Consider the following 18312-nt stretch of genomic DNA (forward strand, 5'->3'; position numbering starts at 1 on the left):
CGATCGGCTAAGTCTTTATGAGTCAATACAATCTTTTGAGTGAGTAGAATGGGTCTTTCTTTTCTTTAATAAAATGTCTTTTTTTATTTGAGATCTAAAAAAAAGATATACCTTTGCATCCATTATTTCATACCTATTTCATCGCAAGTAGGCATTGATGCGGTATTAGCTCAGTTGGTAGAGCACTAGCTTCCCAAGCTGGGGGTCGCGAGTTCGAGTCTCGTTTACCGCTCCCCTGATAATTAAGCACTTACATAGTCTGTGAGTGCTTTTTTTATGTCATCTTTTGTTTCTTAAGCCGAAATATAGTACATTTGAACGAATTAAAGTACATTAATTTGGGTCAAATAGCGGGTCGTTATTTCCTCGTTTAAACAAAAAACCTATGGTAGCAAAAAAAGCTAAGTTAGTTCTTGATAAAAGAAGAGCCAAAAAAGACGGCAGTTTCCCTATTGTGATTGAGATCCGCAATAATGATAAGATACGAATTGCAACGTCGTATTCATCAATACCGGAAAATTGGGTAAACGGGATGTTCGGTAAAAAGGAAAGTAATTATTCCAGGAAGAATGTCATTTTGAATGAAATGCAGAATAATGTTGAAAGAATACTTCTTGAATTATCGGATAACCATCAATCTATTTCAGATAAGGATCTAAGAGATCGCATATCGCGCACTATTATTGGCAAAGAGCCGAAGAAAGAAAAGACGTTTGTAGAATACCTAGATGAATTCGTTTCTATAAAGAGCAATAAAGGCACTCAATCGGTCTATGCTACTACACGAAGCAAAATAGAAAAATTTGACCCGAATTGTACCTTTGAGAGTATGGATAAGAAATGGCTTACATCTCTAGAATCATGGATGGCGCAAACTATGAAGATTAATGCTTATGCAATCCACCTGCGTAACATAAGAGCTGTATTCAATTATGCCATTGATGAAGAGTATACTACATTATATCCGTTCAGGAAATTCAAGATAAAGAAAGAAGAGACAAGGAAACGGTCGCTTACTGTAGAGCAACTAGCGATGCTGCGTGATTATGACTGTGAAGAGTATCAAAAGCGATACAGGGATTTGTTTATGCTTATGTTTTACCTCATTGGAATAAATGCGGCCGACTTATTCAACGCAAAGCCGGCGGGTGTAGTAGACGGTCGCATCGAGTATAAAAGAGCTAAAACAGGCAAGCTTTACTCAATCAAAATAGAGCCGGAAGCATTGGTGATTATAGAGCGATATAAGGGACGTGAATATTTGCTTAATATCATGGATGAGTATAGTAATCACAAAGACTTTCTCCATAGGATGGGAACCGGCTTAAAGCAGATCGGGGAGTGCAAGCGAGTAGGCCTTGGAGGGAAAAAAGAGATTACTCCTTTATTCCCGGACATTTCAAGCTATTGGGCGCGTCACACGTGGGCCACGATTGCGCACAAGATTGGAGTCCCGAAAGATGTGATATCGATGGCTTTAGGCCATTCTTTTGGTGTTGCCACCACGGACATTTACATAAACTATGATAATGATAAGATCGACGAGGCGAACCGGATGGTGATCGATTATGTGAATGAAGCCGGCCCAAACCGTTCGGATTGATTATTTAATTAAGCAAAACAGAGTAAATTGGCGACTTATTCAAACGTCAATTTACTCTGTTTTTTACTCTTATTAAACATACTAATCATCAGGTGTTATTATAGGTATATTCCCATTAAAAAACTGAGGTGGTATAGTAAGAACTCCTACTACATCCCCCAAATTAGCGGTGAAAGTAGAAATGAAAGAACGTATATAAGGGAACATTATCGCAGGCGCATTTGCAGTAAGAAATTTTTCTTTTATATCCTCTGTTATGTCCTCGCTGAGTTTAAATCTGCCTATAGCGCGCAAAGACAATGAAAAGTAACTTTCATTAGATACTACTATATCCATAACAATACTAAATGCATCTTTTTTTTTCTTGTTTAGGAGAATAGTAGGTTCGCATTCCACCTCAACATCAATTTGTTTTCCTCTAGGAGCCTTAGCTTCAAATAATACATTCACAATGTCGACGCCGTAAAAAGAGAGCTTTGGTTGATTGCTTATTTCCATTATGAAGCGCTTAATAAATCTTCTGTTAAATAAATATTATTACGCATATTACTACTGTATCTTTCTTTATGCACAGTGTATTTTACTGAAAACCCATATGATAAAACATCCATTTGTGTATAGTTTTCCGTTTCACCAACAAAACTGGACAGTGATTTCGCCTTTCTTTTTATGATCCAGTCGGTCATGCTCTTTATTGTTTCATTTTCTAGAGCTTCATTGAGCTTATTCTCTAATATATTCAAATCCAACATAACATCAATTTTTAATTAGTTCTATATTCATCCTTAAAAGAGAAATTATTTATACAAGATAGCTTGTAAACTACTGCCTGAATTCTTTTTCGGTAAGGATACTTTTTTATTAAGATGGAATCTCCTGTCGGCAAATCTTGAAATATTATACCATCTAATTCATCAGTCCATTTGGCTCTCTCATTTATATATTCGCAAATATCTTCAACTGTTGCCTTCAATCCGGTCTTTATATAAATATGCTTTCCGACCTTATCTATTTGTGAACGATAAAAGTTATAGTGTTCCTCATTAAAAACGGTATTCAAGAAATTTCCAGTTTCTATATTTGCTTTATATATCTCAAAAGCGCCTGTGCATTTCTTGGAAGAATGTCCCCACATTATAGCGTCTTCCTCTTCCCCCCAAAAATAATAACCACGCCCGAGCCATGCATCAGCTCTTTTGCAAATAGTGGGTTGAGACAGTCTAAAACTTCTTTTTTCTTGGGTGTGATACATTAATCGTTCCAAATCAGTAAGTTGCATTAATATCAGACTTTTTAATTCTATTTTTAGCACTCTCGCTACTGTCCCTGCGCCACAGAATCTATATGTGTCACAATGTCACCTAGTAATAAAAAGGCGTTTATAAAATATAATCTTCTGATATTTCTCATAATCTACTTTTAATAGAAAGTTGCAATTAATACAAGAAAAACAAATTCATTTCTAAAAATGTTCGTAATAATGGGCTTTATCTTTATTAAAACCTCAATTACCAAAGGTGTCATCCTTGGTTTCCGTGACAAATATAAGCACTTCTTTTAAAAAATGCGCATCATCTTCAGTAATTTATGCATTTTTTCTTGTATTTAGAGCGCAATAAGGAACAATAAGGGGAAATAGGGCGAAATAAACCACATCCAGCATGATCTTCATCAGCATGAAGAACCTCAGTTGCGAGTCCAGAATTATTTAGCAATAGTCACTTTATAACCACACTCTATCAGCACTTCGACTATTCGACCGATAGACAACTCGCCTTTTCGAAACCTACGCTTAATTTCATTCGCCTGGAACCGATTGATTGAAGTTCCTGAATACCAGTTGCGACATGACACAAGTTCGCTGAATACGTTGAGAATCTTTTCATCCATTGCTTTTCTTTATTAAGAATTCACCGGCTTTACGCAACGCTTTGGCTAGTACTTCCGGCGTTGCTTCCTCGTCTAGTACAACAACGTCTTCCAAATCACTCGCATCCCCATCAAATGTGATTTTAGCGCTAAAACGAGGGTACTTGTTACGTCGTATCGTTTGCACACCGGCGGCATTGTAGACTTCAAAAACGGGCAACTTATTTCCATTCCTATCGCAGTCGCATATGGAATAATCCGGCAAGAACTCCTTATCAGAAGCAGAAGCGATCGTTGATCCACATAAAGGGCATACTATCACCCACATTCCAGGCGATAGTTTTGTTTTCTCTGAAAATTTCATAACTATATAATTTTAAAATAAAACAATCTCGTTAACTGTATAATATCCTTCAAACCCTTGAGCTTTCAATTCAGACACTAACACGTTTTGGAAATTGAAATCAGATAACTGCTGAAATTCGTTTGAGATAAGAGCTTTAATTAATTCTTCCTCTCTATCATTCAGGGCTTCGATTTCTTTATTCCACAATGCTATTTCTTTCTTTGTTTTAGCTGACGCAAGGAACGATTTATAATCTGCTAGTTGTGCTCCTATTTGGGCGTTTACATAAGCGGAATAGGTATTTAGCATTCTGAAATTGGATGTCATATCGAAAAGATTGATCGCATTGGACAATTCTACTACTTCGAGATCACATTCATAATTAATATCACCATCCTCAAAACGAATGTACTTATAAGCTTCAACGTATTTCATGTTGGAAGCATAATACTTAAGTCCGTTAGGATTCTTCTCTACACCAGTATTGTTAAATTGGCGATCTTCTCTTGCTTTGGCGTTGTATCTATAAGCTTTCATATCACATACAGTTTTTAAGTGTGTCTCACTCTTTTATTATGCTACAAATATAAGCATAATTACTTAATGTGCAAATTATATGCACATTTATTATATTGCAATTAACCTTAATTAACAACACCCGATATCCATCAGTTGCGAGTCGCAGAACCAGGATGATTGTTATTTAGAATGAGTATAAATTAGGCAATAGTTTAAGTCACATTAGGGGACATTAAAAGGAAATATAAAACATTAATTTCCAATGTATATATCGCAGATATTCAGCGTATTGCATATTATGAAAAGACACTCTATCTTTGCATTGTAACAAGTGGAGTTGTTGACACAAAAATGGCTATTCCCCTTAAGTTTTTAAGGGATTGCAATAAGTTCAGAATCCGTAGCAGCTCCACCTGTTGCGGATTCTTTGTTTTGTACGTAATCCCAAGCGGTATATAGTTTAAAAGAGCCGCAGAAAAATGGTTGAGCTGGGAGATTCACCTCGAACAAAGATATAATTCCGCTAGAGGGGCTAAATGCAAAAGCGGACGTGTAGGAGATGGTGGCGTTACACGGCAAGGTTGCGATAATGCGATTAAACGCCAAGCTGCAAAGATTATCATATTGCAGCCGTTTGAAAGGGGGTCAGTTATACTGAATGTTACAAACGTTGAATCTCTAAGTAGTTTAACCACTACAAAGGAGATTCTACATCCGTGGAGATCGTTGCCTGAATATTTAAACAATATGATTAAACAAGTTTATTTAAAAGAATAAATATATTAATTCAATACAATAGAGGAATAAAAATGGAAAAAGCGAGGATCCTATTAAAAGAGATAGAAAAGAGCTTTAATTAAAAACCTAAATTAAAGTCATACGAGTAAATCACTCTTTTTCGAGCTCTTTAATAATCTCATTTAATGCTGTAATTTGCTCCATAGATGCTTCATAGGCCTTTTTATAATCTACCCCGGGAGCTTTCCTTGTCATACTAGATTCCCCTTTTATTAGCCAATCGAAATCCAGCTCAGGGAAGATTTCCGATATCTTCACCATGTGTGAATCAGTTAACCCTGTTCCTCGCTTTAAATTCGTAAGAAACCCTCTATAAAATCCGCACGCTTGTTCAAAGGCAAAACCGTTCTTGACCCTTCCGGAGTCAATGAGGTAATCGACGAATGTCATTAGTCTTTCAGATACAATTTCCATAATTATGCAATAAGTTCGCATCAAAAATAGCGTTTTGTCGCTATACTACCAAAAAAACGGGTAATTATCAGTAATTCCCGTTTTCTGTATGCTACTATTATTTAAATGATCCGAAATACTTCATTATAGCATCAGGTATATCTCTGACACCGCAACAAATATACCCTTCTGTTTGGTTCACCGAAGAATGACCCATTAGTTTGCTAATCAAATACAAGTCTGCACCACGAAGATACAAGTTAGTTGCAAAACTTCTCCTAGCAGTGTGGCTGCTTACGAATTCCCATCTCTCACCCTCGACGTATTCACCGGCCTGGTACAATTTGATCCGTTCATTTATGCCTACCTGTTTACAGATGGATCTGATCGTTGCGTTAAAGGTCGGAGATGATACTTCTTTGTCAATCATGAAGTATTCTTCATTTTCCTTCAATAAGCGCTCGACCACTGGAGATAAAGGTATCTCCGCTCTAATATGTGTTTTCTGAGATACATACACTATCCGCTCGTCCTGTATGTTACCATGAGTAAAGTTGATGTAATCGGAATGCCTGGCGCCGGTTAGACATCCTAAAACAAACTGATTACGCACAAGTCTTTCGTTTCTCGTGCTAGGCTCGAATTTAATCAGCTTCTGAATCTCAGAATCATTCAAAAACGCATTTTCGCTCACATCATTTTTTAATGAGAGAATTGAAGCATATCCGCTTGGAAGATCAACTTCCTCATTGTATAGATTCAAAACAGCCTTGAACATAGCGCAATAGGTTCTAGAACTACTTCTTGATAACCGATCTACTAAAAACGAAGCAAACCGGGATAACTTAGGCTTTGTTATGTTTGCAAATGTTAGTTCACAATCATTAGCCTCTCTGTATAGCCGTTCAATGCGGCCGGCATATTTAGGATATTTATTTTCAAAAGCTTGTCTTAGTTCCATGATGCTATATTTTAAGGGCTATTTAGAAATACCTTTAACGTCAATTTCCATGACTGACTTAAACCAAAAAACTTGCTGAACCGCATGCAACTGAGAGGCCGTATGCAGGACTAAGCGGTTGCCGTTTTTAAGTTCTATGAAAAACGATGTTTTCCCGTTCTTCTTTTCTGTTATGAAGCTTGAAATGGTTTTTGTTTCTACTCTCACAACCTTTGCGGATGCGGACAAGGAAAATATAAGCACGATTGTTAATAAAATAGTTTTCATAATCATTTATTTATTATGCAGCCAGAAAGGGATGCTGGGTGATGAATAACTAATTCACTCGTTATTTTTGTGTGGTAAGATGTTTCTCGAAGATATCATTTGCGCACTTCAATAGACCTTTGTCGGTTGGCCGATATTTTTTATTCGTTCTAAACTCTATGCATATCGCTAAAAGTAGTCTCTTAGAATTGCATCCCTTTCTTTCTAAAGAGGAAAGAATAAAACCTCTCCATTCCATAAATAAAACTTCTCTTTCCATAATGCTATAAATTAAATTGTTTATAATTCAAATTCATAGCGCACTAAAAAATGATAAGTGAAATTTTGGTGAAGTAAACGAAAGGAAGTATCTTTGACCTGTTACGTGGGAAAGAACTCGTTTCTTTTCAACTTCACGCCCCGATCAGTTATTGCAAGTAACCGGTTGGGGCTTTTCTTTTTCAATATCTAAAGTACGCTTTGTAAGTCCGATCATTTTAGCTCTTTCTTACACTACAAATATACGAATAAAATTCTAATATACAATGATTTAAGTGATTTATTTTCAAATAAATATATAATATAAAACACGATAGATCAGGTATGAAAGACAGTATGAGAAAAATATAGCCCATAACATTAATAGAGGCTCACTCGATGCGATTAATCAACTAGAGAAGCAAAGAGTTGACAATATATCAGCGACTCAAAGAGAGGTTGAATATCCTAATAGAAAGCCTATCAAAACAATATGTTATAAAACACATAGCGCATAATAAGTAGATAATCGCTATATTTGCGAATAAGTAAACACATAACACTTAACGAAATGGCAGCAAACACAACGCAATTATTAATGAAGGAATTCAAAGTAACAGCACAAGATGTATACTTTGCTACTTTGGTGGCTAACGACATACCGCAAAATGAAGCCTACTTAGCCATATACAAGAATCTAACAACGAATGTAACCGGAGCGTGCAATATGATGCTGAGGAAAAACCCGCAGATAACAACGCTTATCCAAAGTTTGAAATACAAGCAAGGATTAAACCCAGAAAATACTGATGATATGGATGATTCGTCTTTGAATAACTACAAGGATAAAGATTATATTCTAAGAAAGCTAGCTACACTAGAGGAAAATTCTTACGGTAAGGACAAAAAAGACATTTTGATTGCTATCGCTGACCTCCAGAAGATGAAGAACGATGATAACAAAGCGGAGGAAGAGCGAATACACTTCTATCTGCCTATAACTTGCGATAGATGCCCACATCGAGGAGTCAAACAGTAAATATTACATACATTAAGCGGTTGCACGCCTTACAAGCCTTGTAGGATGGTTTTTGATTAATATTATAAGTATAATATAAACATTTACGACTCTATTTTGAAGACGGGTACCCCCCCCTCTTGAATAGTGGTCGAGCCGGACCTATCGGTCAATCTCTAGATTTTTTTTATTTTTTTTCTTGATCATCTTTTCATCTTGCATTATTAACTGCCATTAACTACAAAAATGGTATAAATCATCTTATAATGCTTGAAAATTCCTGTATTGTGTAGTTTATATGTATACTTGATGTATGATTAGTGTATGAAAAGAAGGTATATCATACATGAATAATATGCTGTATAATAGATGATTATATTTTTAGTGTATGAATGTATGGTGTTTCTTATGTATTTTTGCGAGCATATATTTTTCTATATTTTATAAAAGAGTTTTCTTGAAATATCATACATATCATACACTATTTTACTATACATCTGTATATCAGAGTATTAAACGTGTATGATTCAGTGTATGATCTTGTATAGCATTTCCGTAAAGTGCTGTTTCATAGGTTTATATCAGTGTATGATGGGCTTTTTTATGCATATATTGATTATTTAGTATAAGTATCACAATATCAGGATATTATCCCTAGTATTGAAGTCATTCATTTATTGCACACATGTATGTAATCGCACAAATAGCGTTATTCATGTTGATATTATTAATATAATCGTTATATTTGCAATGAAATACTTTTCATTATGGACTTGATTCAATACGATAAGCTTTTAGATGAAGTGTTCTATCTTATAGACTCTAATGAGTTGTCTTCATCTCTTTCTTTAAAGAAAGCACCCGAGCGTGTAGACTCGGTTCAGGACCTTATTCGTAAAGCTATTCTTGAATCATCAATAGGTCGGTATAAGGGAGTCCCTTACTTTTTCAATGGGCGTATTTATGAGCCGATGTCCCCTGACGAGTTTGGTAATCTCATCTATGACCTCATGAAAAAATGTAAGTTACCTAATGGGGATTATGCTAGGGTGGAAGGAGTCATTAAGGTATGCCGCCGAATAATTGCGGGAAAGGAATTATACCCGGACCGAACTATTATGATTTTCAGGAACTGTATCCTTGATACAAAAAATAGAACTACTCATAAATTCTCGCCCCAATATGTACAGATGAGTTATGTGGACTACGACTATAATGCGAAAGATATTCCTCTTCAATGGGGAATGTTCTTAGATTCAGTTCTCCCTGAGAAAGAAGAGCAGCGCATATTGCAAGAATCTTTGGGTTGTCTGCTAATTAATCGTAGAGACGCTAAACTAGAACACATTTCCTTTCTTTATGGGACTGGAGCCAACGGAAAAAGTGTCGTTTTCGAGACAGTGATCGGCATATTTGGGCGTAAGAATGTCAGTAACTATCCCATAATGTCTCTTATATCAGGCGGGGATAGGAAAAAGAATATAGCATCAATGGATGGCCTATGGGTGAATTACAGCTCTGAATCCCAGATCGTAACCCTTGCTAAAAACGAAGATGCTTTTAAAGCTCTGACATCCGGAGAACCTACTGAAGCTCGGCAGATTTACGGAGAGAACTTCATGGCGTATAATATACCACTACAAATGGTAAATGTCAATGCCTTACCGGAAATGGGTAATTTGACGCATTCTCTTAAACGCCGGATTGTTATTATTGATTTTAAGATAGAGATTCCGGTCCATAAACAAAACAAGCAACTATCCAGAATATTCGAGAAAGAATATAGCGGGATATTCAATTGGATAATGGACGGCAGGGATCGATTTATAAAAAACGGATACGAGTTTACCGATCGCCTGAGGCTTGATGATAAAACGGATGAGTACCAGGCTAATTGCAATTCAGTCATGAGATTCATGAAGAGGATGAAATATAACCGGGTAAACAAAGATATAACAGATACTCTCCCAAGATGGGTTAACGCCACGATTCTCTATCGCCAATATAAAAAATGGTGTATATCAAATGACACAGAAGCAGAGAATGAACGGGTGTTCGGAGGAATACTTGGTGAGTCCGGGTATCAGAAGAAACGTATGTCGGGTGGCATAAGCTATGCTATATATGGGGCGGCTGTCATTAAGTCCATTGAAAGCAAATATACGATCCAAAATAGGAAGAAAAGAGAAAACCCGAACTACGAAGAAAAGGTGCCATATGCTATTGATGGCAGATGGTATGTAGATACGTATACAGGACTTTGCAAATATTTGGGTATAAGTTACCGCACAGTGTCCAATTGGGCTAAAATGGGGCTTCTGGAAGGATGTTACACAAAACGAGGAAAGTTCAATGCTACCATGGTATTTGATATCTCCCTTGTGAAAGAGGCTATGAAGAAGATGAAAGTCATCAAAACCGATAGAGAGCGAGATCGGGAGAGTTTCCTTCGTCAGAAAGCGCAGTCTAAACGAAATATGACAAACGAGACTATGAAGAAGTATAATTCCAAAGAACGCATCTTACTGTCTCCGGTTGATGCCAATTTCGTTACGGTCAAAGATGAGCTCGAAGATGCAGCAAGGAGAGAGGAGCTAAAGAAACAGGGATTAATTTAAAGATTTATAAATATGAAAAAAGAACCGCTACAATTTGGGAACTTTACGGTTACCCGCGAATCAGGTAAAGAGTTTGATCACATTCGCATTAAAGCTGTCTCAGGAATATGGGGCGTTTCATTCAGAAGCGACAACGAACAGTTTGAACGCATTCGTATGATGGCTAACGACAAGCAATTCAAATCGTATTTTGAAAGCTGGATTACGATGGTTTATCTTGTTTCAAATGGCATGCCTGATTTGGATTTCATCGGCGATTTCTTCGAATCTTATAATGCAATGAACGAGCGTTTTATTTCTGCATCTAAGACTATATCCGATGAAGAGGACGCCAAGATAATTGAAGAAGAAAAGAAAATTATTGAGATCAAGGAAGAACTTCAAGAGGAGGGTGATAGCCATGAATGATATAGAGAAAATCTGTGATTTACAGAAACAAGTCTGTGAGTATGAATATATTCTAAGAACACTTTTTGAATTATCCAATGGGATAGTAAGAGTGAATGCAATTGAAACCGATAATAAATACGCCAACGAGATTGGGAACTTCATTTTAAAACAGAAAAAAACAGAGCCTCGAGAAATCAGAATCAGAAGAGAGTATTCAAAAGAGGAATTTAAAAAAGCAAACCAAGAGGTTGTAACCATTGTGATGGCTCTAGAGAACGGAATAGCCCATGTTCGCCAGATAGGCGGGCATAGAAGAAAATATATGGACTCCCTAATGAGATCAATAAGTGAGAGGCTTTTATGTGATGGTATGGTACGGTTCTCTATATTGAATAATGGGGATAAGGTTGTCGTAGATGCAGGCCTTAACGTATGCGGATCGGATGGCATATCCAATGGTATTAGCGAAAAAGATGCAGACAAAATAAATACGGCTCTCCATGGAAACGATTAATCAAATAAAATCAGATAAAGCCGAACTTGAAAAGGAGATATCCGCCAAGATACAAGCGTTTTGCGAGAAGAACGGAGTGTTATTAGACGATATATCACTCTCAGTTGGCGACACATTTATGGGGATGTATGAACCAGATAAAAAGGATATATACGTGTCTTTAACGATAAAATTTTAGTAATATGGACGGAGTAATCATGGTGTATTGCAAAATTACTCAATCTGACTATATGAAACTCATGTGTATCATAGGATGGCATCGCGAGTTTTCTTTTACCACGTCAGAAATTAGATTATTATCAGAGATGGGAATACCTGTATTATCAAAGAGGCTGTATAATAGTGAAAAGGTTCGTGATTACATAAAAAAGTATTTATCCTTTGTCATAGCAAAAAGGAATAAGACATTAAGACTTGACAGGTCTTGGCGCAGGATGAAAATAGCAATAAGAAAATCAAATTCAGGGGAAGCTACTTAAACTTACCCGTTTTTACATGGTTAATGCAGTCGCTGCCCAGCCAGCAAGATAGGCAAAATGTTCATCTTTTCCTCCATCGAACCCCATCGTCATATTACAGTCATTAAAGATCACAGACGCAATATGGACACTCTCGTGCGCTATATTCTTAACCGTCATTTCCTTTTTAGAGGGGAATACGACTACCGCTCCTAGATCGTTTGTTTCTTTTAGAGAAGCGGGAAATACTATTGCTCCATACTTATAGGAAAAATCATCAATGTCGCACTCTGTTTCAAAATTGTCGTTCAAAAAAACTTCACTGTCAGTTATGACTACCCACAGTTTACGTGGATAGACCACCGGATTAAACTCGTGTATTTTATTTTTCATATTTATTCTAGTTATTCGTAAATTGGAACTATATAACAGCAGCATCTAGGGTGATATGGTGGATATGGATCCAATTTAAACTTATGTAGATAGCTGTCTCATCATCGCATAGTTGGCAAGGATAGCGGCTACCCCTGTAAGACATAAATCCGATTGCCCCATCTTTTATCGCTTTACCAACGTAATATTCCATCCATCCTTCAGCGACGGTATTCCTTGATAATGTATTTAGAGCTGTATATGAGCTGACAGTCCTCCCAACACCGAATGTCGTAACTACATCCAATCTGGTTTTTAAATCATAGCCCCTTTTTTCTGCAACCAGTATAGAAGTGTTCCCAAAAGGAGATGATCGCCATGTTTTAATTCCGGATACTATCTTTGACTGTGATAACCCCATTACAATACCAGCTGCAATCGCTATTTCTAGTTCTTTACCATATCGTGCTGTGTAATCCTCTATTCTTTCAGTCATGTTTTTCTCGCTTATGTCCCGGTTAATATAGACCAGTATATTGGATTTATCATCATGATGGGTAGATACCGCGAGTGTTTCGGTATAGTCTTCTATTTGATTTTTTAAATCACTCAGGACTTTATCAATTTCGAGCTTCATGTCTTTATTCGCAGAGAACTTAAATTGAGACGCAGGAATAGTATATTTAAAAGAAATAGCTACAACATCTTTCGCCGCTTTATCCATAGCAACGTCTAGATTATGTTGTATGGAAAGTTCTGCGTTTAATCTTTGCCTCAGATACTCTTTAGCATCTTCTATGTCTTTATTATTCGGAGATATCATTGTTTCCTTTTTCTAGTTTCAGTTCGTATAATAAATCCGATTGCTGCTCTTCTTTTTCTCCCTCATTATCCGGTCCCACTCACTTGGGGTCGTATACATAGATATAGTCTCCGATGCTGTCTGTTTTGAACAAAATCCGCTTACTACTGCCGAAGCAAGATCTGCGACCATCGCACTATCATTTACATGGATATAAGGTTTAATCCAATATATCATTGGAAGATTTGCAAAATTAATGGTGTTTTTCATTTCTAGTCCGTATCCAAATGTAAATATCTTAACTAGTCCATTGAGATATTTTTGATAATCAGCCGCATCCGTCATTGCTTTTTCATATGCTGGAGAATATAGAATTTTTAGTGCTGCAGCCGGCAAGTCTCCAGATTTCAATTCGGGTGGTATCACCGTGAAACTTTGCTCATAAATCATTTTATAAAGCGTATCTATTTGTTTCATAAATGATTCAGAAGCATCAGGAGAACTTATGTAGTCCGCTTTATCGTCTTTCCCCATTGCTAGAACTTTGATCGAACCATTCAGGTCTACCGTTTTATCAAAGTTCTCTCCATCTCCTTGTAAAAGCAGTATTGGGAATCCGTAAGCCTGGTTGTTTTGCGCCATTTGGGAGAATGACATCTCGTATCCGTCAATGCTATCTTGAGAAGGCGACCAACATGCACCGTTGTCATCCCTATGATATGCTACGGGAATAAACGGGAACCCATGAGCCTTTTTTGATACCAGGGAATATCCATCTAACCCAAATAATCCGAGTATCTTATCAGATATAGTCTTGCTGTTACTTATATTGCATTTATACCTAGATAAAAATGTGTTATCCCACACTTCTAGCCATTCTGTGATTTTATTTCCATCTTCGTCATAATCATAGTATGATCGAGCGAATAACAGCAAATCACCGGTAATTGAATCATAATGCGGATACAATACATCGCCATTCATGTATGATAAAGACTTAAACCCGAAAGTGCCCTCATTCAAGAATCCAACAGTTGCGCAGTCTCCTGTCGTTTTTACTGACTTGACTCCCTCGTAAAAGGCTATTTCCATATCTTTTTCAAGCCAGCCTGCTCTGAATAGATAAAATGCATCTGTTTGATCTTGCGTTGGGTTGGTTGTATTTAGCTGGAACTGAATATCATTTCCTGTGCCATGGATTATTTGCTTTAATGCAATAATTTGCTGAAACGCAAATGAATATCTAGGGACAAGCTCTCTGTATATATTGCGCTTCATTTTACCGGTTGATTCCCCATTCTCATCTAGTACCGGTTCCATTTCTTCTCTATAAACGTCCGGATATAATACAGGGTCATTGATGGAGTGCCCAGATGGGTAAAACTCTCTCATAAAGTCGGCCTGAGTAATCACTTGAAACGTCAAGTTCTCATCTAGGCAGACAGAGGGCTCTTCAACAGAAGAGAACCGTCCTTGTTGGAGATATCCCGTAGGTTGAACTCTTTTCCATACTCTTTTGGTTTTAATGTCTCTCGCTTTCATATTGTGATTGTGTTATGTGTTACTATTATCTAAATCTCGCTGGGTTGACATACCTCATGTTCCATTTTGGCCTGCCGCCTTTCTTCTTTTTTATGTCGAATATCATTCGCATAAACATCGCTTCTATGAAGTCAGGCGAGTGTCCTACGATCTTTTTCATATCTGGATTCTTCTTTATCAAAACAAATCCTTTATCAGCCATCTTATCATTCGCTTTGATAGCCTTCCTTTCATTCATGAGTATTTGACGAAGTTGGATATCTTTGTTTTTTCCTGCAGAGAATCGAAGATCAAGTAAATACGGCTCTATAGAAACTTCTCTATTGATTATTTTTTTTGCGAACAAATAGGCTGCCTGCGATTTTATTGTATCATAAAGCCCTTTGTTTTCTTCATCTACTGATTCCCTATTATTAAAAGGAATGGCAGATCTGAAGAACCCCTTGAATATTTGCCCAAGCCCATTCAAGTCATAAGTAAAGTTTTCTTCTAATACTCCCCATTCTTTAAGCTTTGCCCTTACGTTATTAACGGTTTCCTGACTATCTGCTCGACAAACGTAAACGTCTTTAATATGCCAACCAACCCACAGCCACATGACTAAGTTGTCTCCTCCGTCAAATGCCGCGTCACATGAAACCCTGCGAACCCCGTCGTCTATTTGTTGAGCATTATTATAGAAGTCATCCATGTGAGTCATCTTAATCATGTCGTCACCTTTAGACTTGAATTTCCAATTACCCTCTAAGTCGCGTGAACGCTGTTCTTCAGATTGTCCACCAAGGCTAGCCAGATACGTCGGATCTGAGCGCATCAATTGAACGTTATCTGCTAGTTTAGCTTCCACAAATGCAACCGATTTAACGAAAAGATCTTCAGGCCTCCCATACCGGGAATAACTTTCATCCCAAATGCGATCTATAATATCCTTGCACTGTTCGTAAGCCTCTTTTTTTGTATTTCCCCAGTATACGTCGTTGATGTTATCTCCATCCATAAAGCAATATCTAATCTTCCCAATTCTCTCTGGAATAGGGAATCCATCTTCGTCAATCCACCAATCTATAAACTGGGCAACCCATGAGTCGGGATCAGGATTGCAAGTTCCCCAAAATCTATTCCGTATTCCGTGGGCATTACGGTTGGTAGTTATCAGATACTTGAATTTAGGATATTCGATATGGGTAATCTCGTCAATACCTATATATGAATACTGTTTACCCTGCATTCTTTTTTTGAAGTCTTCAATAGCGTCAGAATAATATTGAAATTTGAGAGATCCGCCAGAGCTGAAGTTCCAAGTCATATCGTCTTTCGAGCGATTGTACGAGCCAAAATCTCCGTATACGGAGTCTGATGTATCTACCAAATCAGATAAATCATCTTTTTCTTTTCTGAATAATATAGCTTTAAATTCTTTATTATCTAGATCTTTCAAACCTTCTAGGAGCAAGGAGTAACTTTTGCTTCCGCCTCGGCTACCTCCGCCAATAATGATGTCGGCATTGCAGGAAAGCAAATTTTCTTGCCCGCCTCGTTGGGAAATAATTTTGTAAGGGTTTCGCTTTTTATCGTCTGCAACCCTCAGTTGTTCGATATACTCATATGTAAGTATATCCTTCCCGTCAATGGTTTTTTCTCCTGTGTATTGCTCAATATTCATAAAACAAAAAGCCCGAACCAGAAGATTTTTATTCTTCTAATCCGAGCCTTATACTCCTTTTGTTATTAATGTATCTACAAAAATACAGAAAAAAACGAATTAAAGCGCACATATAGCGTAAAATTCACTTTTATTTGCTTGTTTATTAATTATTAATCGCTATATTTGCGAAATAAATCACGGAAATGATTAGAATTGAAACCAACATAACTTCTGCTAGCAGATATGAAACCCCAGTAAGATGCCCAAAATGCAAGAGGGTACTTGGGGATGTGAAAGATGTACAAGGCGAGGTTTCTATGATTTATAGATGCCACAAATGCGGATGTGATGTTGATGTACGCGCAGAGGGTAAACATAGCGGAGTAGAGCAGAGGTAGCTCGTTAGGTTCATAACCTAAAGGTCGAAGGTTCGATCCCTTCTTCCGCAACTAGATTATAATAGGGACAAAGAGGTCTGATAATTGCTTTTGATAGCATTTGTCAGACCTCTTTTTGTTACAACACAAACACAAAATAACACGATGGAAAAAGAACAAATCTTATCCGAATTGAAGTCTAAAGTTGGACAAACCAGCTTATCAGACAGAACTTTAACCGACTACGTTGCAGGCAATCTCCCAGCAGAGGGAACAGAGCCGGATGATGCCTATTGGAATAGACATAGTGCGTTTCTGAAATCCTTAAATGGGAATTACAGCCATGATGTAGCCACTCAGGTAGAAAAGCCTAAAAAGGCTTTTCAACCGAATCCTAACCCTAATCCTAATCCGCAGCCACAACCGGATAAACCGGACCCGGCACTTGCGGAAATGAAGAAGGAAATCGAAGCAATGAAACAAGAACGTGAAGCAGAGAAGAAGAACTCTCTTGTGAATGGATTACGTGACATTGTTAAGGCGAAAGCGGGCGAACTGAAAGTGTCTAACAAGGCTATTTGGGAAGATACCGTGGCTTCTATTGAAGTAAAAGACGGTGCGACCCAAGAGCAGCTTCTTGAATCTGCAAAAAACGCATACGAGAAGAAGCTGAAAGCCTATATCGGTGACGGGGCAACGCCTTATGGAGGCGGACAAAACCAGCGCCAGATACAAGTAAGTTCAGAAGAGGCAAATGCCAGGCGTGAAGCTTTCAGAAAGAAGATGCAGGCGCAGGGGAGATTGCCGCAAGACAAAGATTAACACATTAACACAAGTAAAAAATGGCTTTTCAAAGAGGAACATTTAACACAATTGCTCAAACCGCTGCCCAATTTGGGGGTAGTTATGTGATTTGGGCGCGTGTCAGAGAGCTGTATCAGGGTGGAGGTCTTATTGATCACACTAAATATGCTCCGGGCACAGTGATTCCTGCCGGAACGATGGTAAAGTTCAACGGAGCCGGCAAGGAAGTTACGATCATTACAGCCGACAGCAATGTAGGAGTTGCAGAGGTTGACACTCTTACGGTGCTAAGCGGAGTAACTGCCGCAGGAAATATCTCTATCAAACTTAATGGAGGTACTGCAAAAACAGTTGCAGTTGCAGAAGGAGACACGCCTGAACAAGTAGCTACAAAAATTGCGGCAGAAACTTACACAGGCTGGGCTGCTGTTGCGAACGGTGCTGTGGTGACATTCACTAAGAACGCATCCGGTGCGGTTGCGGCTCCCGTATTTACCGATACTGGAACAACCGGAGTAACTGCCGATTTTGAAGTAACGGTTGCCGGCCAAGCGGCAGATGGGTCAAACTTGACCGATGTTAACGGATTGATTTTCGAGGATGTTTGCATCCCCGACGGTTGTATTCATGCTACTTGCGCAGTTGTGCGCGGTGGTAGAATCTATGCTGATCGAGTAGCAGGTGGAGGTTTACCGAAATCCATTGAAGCTCAATTACCAATGATTGAATTTGTACGTGAAGATTAAGGAAGGAGGATTTTATGTATCAAAGAGATAAAC

21 protein-coding genes and 2 tRNA genes are annotated in these 18312 nt (G+C 37.8%); 10 read left to right on the plus strand and 13 right to left on the minus strand.

Going from position 1 to position 18312, the window contains the following annotated elements:
- Nucleotides 1–159 precede the first annotated feature (159 nt).
- Nucleotides 160–232, plus strand: a tRNA-Gly gene (locus tag JCM10512_RS06215).
- Between the two features lie 153 nt (nt 233–385).
- Nucleotides 386–1603 carry a site-specific integrase gene (locus JCM10512_RS06220; RefSeq protein WP_044161457.1) on the plus strand — a complete coding sequence of 406 codons (1218 nt, stop codon included), beginning with the start codon at nt 386–388 and terminating at the stop codon, nt 1601–1603.
- A gap of 81 nt (nt 1604–1684) precedes the next feature.
- On the opposite strand, the gene JCM10512_RS21255 is transcribed toward JCM10512_RS06220, so the two are convergent.
- The 9 genes from JCM10512_RS21255 to JCM10512_RS22400 form a co-directional block, all read right to left on the minus strand.
- Nucleotides 1685–2101, minus strand: a complete 417-nt coding sequence (locus tag JCM10512_RS21255; protein ID WP_052517121.1) for a protein-export chaperone SecB — start codon at nt 2099–2101, stop codon at nt 1685–1687.
- The gene (locus JCM10512_RS06230) at nt 2101–2355 is read right to left on the minus strand and encodes a hypothetical protein (protein ID WP_044161459.1); all 255 of its coding nucleotides are present in this window, start codon (nt 2353–2355) and stop codon (nt 2101–2103) included. Before JCM10512_RS06230 ends, JCM10512_RS21255 begins: the two co-directional genes overlap by 1 nt.
- 11 nt (nt 2356–2366) lie before the next feature.
- Complete coding sequence (locus JCM10512_RS06235; protein WP_044161461.1) at nt 2367–2882, minus strand: hypothetical protein; 516 nt, start codon at nt 2880–2882, stop codon at nt 2367–2369.
- Between the two features lie 425 nt (nt 2883–3307).
- Nucleotides 3308–3493 carry a hypothetical protein gene (locus JCM10512_RS06240; RefSeq protein ID WP_044161463.1) on the minus strand — a complete coding sequence of 62 codons (186 nt, stop codon included), beginning with the start codon at nt 3491–3493 and terminating at the stop codon, nt 3308–3310.
- Entirely contained in the window at nt 3486–3836 is a 351-nt protein-coding gene (locus JCM10512_RS22720) for a hypothetical protein (protein WP_158332185.1), read from the minus strand. Before JCM10512_RS22720 ends, JCM10512_RS06240 begins: the two co-directional genes overlap by 8 nt.
- 12 nt (nt 3837–3848) lie before the next feature.
- Nucleotides 3849–4355, minus strand: coding sequence for a hypothetical protein (locus JCM10512_RS06250; RefSeq protein WP_044161468.1), 507 nt, complete (start codon nt 4353–4355; stop codon nt 3849–3851).
- A gap of 870 nt (nt 4356–5225) precedes the next feature.
- Nucleotides 5226–5549, minus strand: a complete 324-nt coding sequence (locus tag JCM10512_RS06260) for a hypothetical protein (protein WP_044161472.1) — start codon at nt 5547–5549, stop codon at nt 5226–5228.
- Between the two features lie 97 nt (nt 5550–5646).
- Nucleotides 5647–6489 carry a site-specific integrase gene (locus JCM10512_RS06265; RefSeq protein WP_044161474.1) on the minus strand — a complete coding sequence of 281 codons (843 nt, stop codon included), beginning with the start codon at nt 6487–6489 and terminating at the stop codon, nt 5647–5649.
- An 18-nt stretch (nt 6490–6507) separates the two neighbouring features.
- The gene (locus JCM10512_RS22400) at nt 6508–6756 is read right to left on the minus strand and encodes a hypothetical protein (RefSeq protein ID WP_148298289.1); all 249 of its coding nucleotides are present in this window, start codon (nt 6754–6756) and stop codon (nt 6508–6510) included.
- Between the two features lie 808 nt (nt 6757–7564).
- Between JCM10512_RS22400 and JCM10512_RS06270 the strand changes: the two genes are divergently transcribed.
- The 5 genes from JCM10512_RS06270 to JCM10512_RS06290 all read left to right on the plus strand — a co-directional run bounded on the left by JCM10512_RS06270 (nt 7565) and on the right by JCM10512_RS06290 (nt 11711).
- Nucleotides 7565–8032 carry a hypothetical protein gene (locus tag JCM10512_RS06270; RefSeq protein ID WP_044161476.1) on the plus strand — a complete coding sequence of 156 codons (468 nt, stop codon included), beginning with the start codon at nt 7565–7567 and terminating at the stop codon, nt 8030–8032.
- A gap of 746 nt (nt 8033–8778) precedes the next feature.
- Nucleotides 8779–10629 carry a DNA primase family protein gene (locus JCM10512_RS06275; protein ID WP_081741241.1) on the plus strand — a complete coding sequence of 617 codons (1851 nt, stop codon included), beginning with the start codon at nt 8779–8781 and terminating at the stop codon, nt 10627–10629.
- Nucleotides 10630–10641: 12 nt separating this feature from the next.
- Complete coding sequence (locus JCM10512_RS06280) at nt 10642–11037, plus strand: hypothetical protein (RefSeq protein ID WP_044161478.1); 396 nt, start codon at nt 10642–10644, stop codon at nt 11035–11037.
- Nucleotides 10970–11533, plus strand: coding sequence for a hypothetical protein (locus JCM10512_RS06285; RefSeq protein WP_148298290.1), 564 nt, complete (start codon nt 10970–10972; stop codon nt 11531–11533). The genes JCM10512_RS06280 and JCM10512_RS06285 overlap by 68 nt, the downstream gene beginning before the upstream one ends.
- A complete protein-coding gene (locus JCM10512_RS06290; protein WP_044161483.1) occupies nt 11520–11711 on the plus strand; it encodes a hypothetical protein in 192 nt (63 codons plus the stop codon). Before JCM10512_RS06285 ends, JCM10512_RS06290 begins: the two co-directional genes overlap by 14 nt.
- Before the next feature lie 313 nt (nt 11712–12024).
- Here the strand turns inward: JCM10512_RS06290 and JCM10512_RS06300 are convergent, their stop codons facing one another.
- The 4 genes from JCM10512_RS06300 to JCM10512_RS06315 are packed head-to-tail and all read right to left on the minus strand — an operon-like array spanning nt 12025 to nt 16370.
- The gene (locus JCM10512_RS06300) at nt 12025–12384 is read right to left on the minus strand and encodes a hypothetical protein (protein ID WP_052517122.1); all 360 of its coding nucleotides are present in this window, start codon (nt 12382–12384) and stop codon (nt 12025–12027) included.
- Nucleotides 12385–12412: 28 nt separating this feature from the next.
- Nucleotides 12413–13186, minus strand: coding sequence for a hypothetical protein (locus tag JCM10512_RS06305; RefSeq protein ID WP_244436987.1), 774 nt, complete (start codon nt 13184–13186; stop codon nt 12413–12415).
- Nucleotides 13187–13204: 18 nt separating this feature from the next.
- On the minus strand, nt 13205–14707 hold the full coding sequence (locus tag JCM10512_RS06310) for a phage portal protein (RefSeq protein ID WP_044161486.1): 1503 nt from the start codon (nt 14705–14707) through the stop codon (nt 13205–13207).
- Nucleotides 14708–14732: 25 nt separating this feature from the next.
- The gene (locus JCM10512_RS06315; RefSeq protein ID WP_044161488.1) at nt 14733–16370 is read right to left on the minus strand and encodes a terminase large subunit domain-containing protein; all 1638 of its coding nucleotides are present in this window, start codon (nt 16368–16370) and stop codon (nt 14733–14735) included.
- 359 nt (nt 16371–16729) lie between these two features.
- On the opposite strand from JCM10512_RS06315, the gene JCM10512_RS06320 reads away from it, so the two are divergent.
- The 3 genes from JCM10512_RS06320 to JCM10512_RS06330 all read left to right on the plus strand — a co-directional run bounded on the left by JCM10512_RS06320 (nt 16730) and on the right by JCM10512_RS06330 (nt 18279).
- Nucleotides 16730–16801, plus strand: a tRNA-Met gene (locus JCM10512_RS06320).
- A 93-nt stretch (nt 16802–16894) separates the two neighbouring features.
- Nucleotides 16895–17551 carry a hypothetical protein gene (locus JCM10512_RS06325; RefSeq protein WP_044161489.1) on the plus strand — a complete coding sequence of 219 codons (657 nt, stop codon included), beginning with the start codon at nt 16895–16897 and terminating at the stop codon, nt 17549–17551.
- Nucleotides 17552–17571: 20 nt separating this feature from the next.
- Nucleotides 17572–18279 carry a hypothetical protein gene (locus tag JCM10512_RS06330; protein ID WP_044161491.1) on the plus strand — a complete coding sequence of 236 codons (708 nt, stop codon included), beginning with the start codon at nt 17572–17574 and terminating at the stop codon, nt 18277–18279.
- Nucleotides 18280–18312 lie beyond the last annotated feature (33 nt).

Source organism: Bacteroides reticulotermitis JCM 10512, assembly GCF_000517545.1.
GTDB classification, from domain to species: Bacteria; Bacteroidota; Bacteroidia; order Bacteroidales; family Bacteroidaceae; genus Bacteroides; species Bacteroides reticulotermitis.

What these genes read in the sequence shown, in the direction of transcription:
- JCM10512_RS06220 (WP_044161457.1), top strand. Translation starts at nt 386, where the DNA reads ATGGTAGCAAAAAAAGCTAAGTTAGTTCTTGATAAAAGAAGAGCCAAA.
- JCM10512_RS21255 (WP_052517121.1), bottom strand. Translation starts at nt 2,101, where the DNA reads ATGGAAATAAGCAATCAACCAAAGCTCTCTTTTTACGGCGTCGACATT.
- JCM10512_RS06230 (WP_044161459.1), bottom strand. Translation starts at nt 2,355, where the DNA reads ATGTTGGATTTGAATATATTAGAGAATAAGCTCAATGAAGCTCTAGAA.
- JCM10512_RS06235 (WP_044161461.1), bottom strand. Translation starts at nt 2,882, where the DNA reads ATGCAACTTACTGATTTGGAACGATTAATGTATCACACCCAAGAAAAA.
- JCM10512_RS06240 (WP_044161463.1), bottom strand. Translation starts at nt 3,493, where the DNA reads ATGGATGAAAAGATTCTCAACGTATTCAGCGAACTTGTGTCATGTCGC.
- JCM10512_RS22720 (WP_158332185.1), bottom strand. Translation starts at nt 3,836, where the DNA reads ATGAAATTTTCAGAGAAAACAAAACTATCGCCTGGAATGTGGGTGATA.
- JCM10512_RS06250 (WP_044161468.1), bottom strand. Translation starts at nt 4,355, where the DNA reads ATGAAAGCTTATAGATACAACGCCAAAGCAAGAGAAGATCGCCAATTT.
- JCM10512_RS06260 (WP_044161472.1), bottom strand. Translation starts at nt 5,549, where the DNA reads ATGGAAATTGTATCTGAAAGACTAATGACATTCGTCGATTACCTCATT.
- JCM10512_RS06265 (WP_044161474.1), bottom strand. Translation starts at nt 6,489, where the DNA reads ATGGAACTAAGACAAGCTTTTGAAAATAAATATCCTAAATATGCCGGC.
- JCM10512_RS22400 (WP_148298289.1), bottom strand. Translation starts at nt 6,756, where the DNA reads ATGAAAACTATTTTATTAACAATCGTGCTTATATTTTCCTTGTCCGCA.
- JCM10512_RS06270 (WP_044161476.1), top strand. Translation starts at nt 7,565, where the DNA reads ATGGCAGCAAACACAACGCAATTATTAATGAAGGAATTCAAAGTAACA.
- JCM10512_RS06275 (WP_081741241.1), top strand. Translation starts at nt 8,779, where the DNA reads ATGGACTTGATTCAATACGATAAGCTTTTAGATGAAGTGTTCTATCTT.
- JCM10512_RS06280 (WP_044161478.1), top strand. Translation starts at nt 10,642, where the DNA reads ATGAAAAAAGAACCGCTACAATTTGGGAACTTTACGGTTACCCGCGAA.
- JCM10512_RS06290 (WP_044161483.1), top strand. Translation starts at nt 11,520, where the DNA reads ATGGAAACGATTAATCAAATAAAATCAGATAAAGCCGAACTTGAAAAG.
- JCM10512_RS06300 (WP_052517122.1), bottom strand. Translation starts at nt 12,384, where the DNA reads ATGAAAAATAAAATACACGAGTTTAATCCGGTGGTCTATCCACGTAAA.
- JCM10512_RS06305 (WP_244436987.1), bottom strand. Translation starts at nt 13,186, where the DNA reads ATGATATCTCCGAATAATAAAGACATAGAAGATGCTAAAGAGTATCTG.
- JCM10512_RS06310 (WP_044161486.1), bottom strand. Translation starts at nt 14,707, where the DNA reads ATGAAAGCGAGAGACATTAAAACCAAAAGAGTATGGAAAAGAGTTCAA.
- JCM10512_RS06315 (WP_044161488.1), bottom strand. Translation starts at nt 16,370, where the DNA reads ATGAATATTGAGCAATACACAGGAGAAAAAACCATTGACGGGAAGGAT.
- JCM10512_RS06325 (WP_044161489.1), top strand. Translation starts at nt 16,895, where the DNA reads ATGGAAAAAGAACAAATCTTATCCGAATTGAAGTCTAAAGTTGGACAA.
- JCM10512_RS06330 (WP_044161491.1), top strand. Translation starts at nt 17,572, where the DNA reads ATGGCTTTTCAAAGAGGAACATTTAACACAATTGCTCAAACCGCTGCC.